The 2,644-nt window shown below is 73.1% G+C and carries 3 protein-coding genes; all 3 read left to right on the forward strand.

Features of this window, described 5'->3' with window-relative positions; all coding sequences use genetic code 11:
- Positions 1 to 871, forward strand: an 871-nt coding sequence (locus E0D90_RS24895; RefSeq protein WP_227870489.1) for a 1-aminocyclopropane-1-carboxylate deaminase/D-cysteine desulfhydrase, incomplete at its 5' end; no start/stop codon positions are given.
- Between the two features lie 213 nt (positions 872 to 1,084).
- Positions 1,085 to 1,498, forward strand: coding sequence for an ATP-binding protein (locus tag E0D90_RS24900; protein WP_103504026.1), 414 nt, complete (start codon positions 1,085 to 1,087; stop codon positions 1,496 to 1,498).
- On the forward strand, positions 1,387 to 2,430 hold the full coding sequence (locus E0D90_RS24905; RefSeq protein WP_130800186.1) for an RNA polymerase sigma factor SigF: 1,044 nt from the start codon (positions 1,387 to 1,389) through the stop codon (positions 2,428 to 2,430). The genes E0D90_RS24900 and E0D90_RS24905 overlap by 112 nt, the downstream gene beginning before the upstream one ends.
- Positions 2,431 to 2,644: the final 214 nt, after the last annotated feature.

The raw sequence follows: 2,644 nt of genomic DNA on the forward strand, positions 1-2,644 counted from the left end.
GGCCCACCCCTCCCCCCTTCGCGAGGTGACCGACGAACGGTTCACGCGCCACGGCGTCCGGCTGCTCCTCAAACGCGACGACCTCCTCCACCCGGAACTGGTCGGCAACAAGTGGCGCAAGCTGGTGCCCAATCTGCGCGACGCGCTCGCCGCCGGACACGACACGGTCCTGACCGTCGGCGGCGCCTACTCCAACCACCTCCGCGCCACCGCCGCCGCGGGTCGGCTGCTGTCGCTGCGCACCGTCGGCGTGGTGCGCGGCGAGGAGCTGGCGGACCGGCCGCTGAACGACTCGCTCGCCCGCTGCGCGGCCGACGGGATGGTGCTGCACTTCGTCTCCCGGGCGGAGTACCGGGAACGGCACGGGCCGGGGTTCACCCACCGGATGCGGGAGCGGTTCGGCCGCTTCCACGAGGTTCCCGAGGGCGGCAGCAACGCCGCGGCGGTGCGCGGCTGCGCGGAGCTGGGCCGGGAGCTGGCGGAGGCGGCGCCCCGGCCCGACGTGGTGGCCCTGCCCTGCGGCACCGGCGGCACCCTGGCGGGCGTGGCCGCCGGGCTGGGCCCCGGCCAGTCCGCGCTCGGTGTGCCGGTGCTCAAGGGCGGCTTCATGGAGGGAGAGGTGCGCCGGCTCCAGGACGCGGCCTTCGGCGGGCCGCGCGGTGACTGGCGGCTCGCGGACGGCTACCACCACGGCGGCTACGGCCGCGCCCCCGAGGCGCTCACCGCCTTCGGCGCCGACTTCGCGCTACGGCACGGACTGCCGTCCGTCGAGCCCCTGTACGTGGCCAAACTGCTGTACGCCCTCGCCGACCTCACCGAGCGTGGAGCCTTCCCGCGCGGTACCTCACTTGCGGCCGTCGTGACCGGCTGACCAGGACAACTCCACTCTTTCCAGTGGTATTTGATCATCGTCCGGCGGACACCGGATGCACCGCATGGACTACCATCTGTGATACCGCGACAGTGCCGTCCGAACGCGATAGCGTCACGGGGCGAACCAAGCCCCCGGGCGGTTCGTCCAACGTACGACGGGCGCCACGAGGCGTCCGGGAACGCTCGTTCGTGAGCCACCGTGGAGGTGAGGGTGTCCGAGATGCCAGGTGAACCCGGATCGCAGGACTTCGTCGAAGTCCGGCTACCGGCGGCAGGGGCCTATCTGTCGGTGCTGCGCACGGCCACGGCCGGTCTCGCCGCCCGCCTGGACTTCACCCTCGACGAGATCGAGGACCTCCGGATCGCGGTCGACGAGGCGTGCGCGATCCTGCTCCAGCAGGCCGCGCCGGGGTCCACACTGGCGTGCGTCTTCACCCTGGTGGGGGACTCGCTGCGGGTGACGGTCTCCGCGCCGACCACCGAGGGCAACGCACCGGAGCGCGACACCTTCGCGTGGACGGTGCTCACCGCGCTGGCCGGCGAGGTGGAGTCCACCGTCGCCGAGGACAAGACCGTCAGCATCAGCCTGCACAAGAAGCGCGGCGCGGCGCCCGGAACGCCGTGACCGGACCATCCGGAACGTCACCGGACGAGGGGGTCGATGTGAACAACGCCGAACCGGCGGCCCCGCCCCACGAGGGCGGGCCCGAGGCCGGCGCCGTACCGACGGCCGCCGCACCGACGGCCGCCGTACCGGCCGCCGTCCCGGGGCAGACGCCGCCCCGGCGCGTAATGCCGAGCCCGCAGGACCGCGGTGCCGCGCGTGACCTCTTCGTCGAGCTGCGCAAGCTGCCGCCGGCCGGAGCCGACTACGCCGAGCTGCGCAACAGCCTGGTGCGGATGCATCTGCCGCTGGTCGAGCACCTGGCGCGGCGCTTCCGCAACCGCGGCGAACCGCTGGACGACCTCACCCAGGTCGCCACCATCGGCCTGATCAAGTCCGTCGACCGCTTCGATCCCGAACGCGGCGTGGAGTTCTCCACCTACGCCACTCCCACGGTGGTCGGCGAGATCAAGCGCCACTTCCGCGACAAGGGGTGGGCGGTCCGCGTACCGCGCCGGCTGCAGGAGCTGCGCCTGTCGCTCTCCACCGCGACCGCCGAACTGTCCCAGCAGCACGGGCGGGCACCGACCGTGCACGAGCTGGCGCAGCGCCTCAACATCTCCGAGGAGGACGTGCTGGAGGGGCTGGAGTCGGCGAACGCCTACTCGACCCTCTCGCTGGACGTCCCCGACACCGACGACGAGTCGCCGGCGGTCGCGGACACCCTCGGGGCGGAGGACGACGCGCTGGAGGGCGTGGAGTACCGGGAGTCGCTGAAGCCGCTGCTGGAGGACCTGCCGCCGCGGGAGAAGAAGATCCTGTTGCTGCGCTTCTTCGGCAACATGACCCAGTCGCAGATCGCGCAGGAGGTCGGCATCTCGCAGATGCACGTCTCGCGGTTGCTCGCGCGCACGCTGGCGCAGCTGCGGGAACGGCTGCTGGTGGAGGAGTGACACCCCCGGCCGTTCGCTAGCGGGCAGCCGGAGCGGACGGCCGGACCGGAGCGGAAGGCGCCGGAGCGCGGACGAAGGGCGCCGTCCACCGTGTACGAGACGGTGGGCGGCGCCCTTCGTGCGCGTGGTGCGCGTGGCGGCGCGGGCCGGCGCGGGCGCGGGCGGGGTCAGGCGCGGGGGGAGGCGTCGTCGTCCGCGGCCGGCCGGGATGTGG

This window comes from Streptomyces otsuchiensis (assembly GCF_004305975.1).
In the GTDB taxonomy this organism is placed as follows: Bacteria; Actinomycetota; Actinomycetes; order Streptomycetales; family Streptomycetaceae; genus Streptomyces; species Streptomyces otsuchiensis.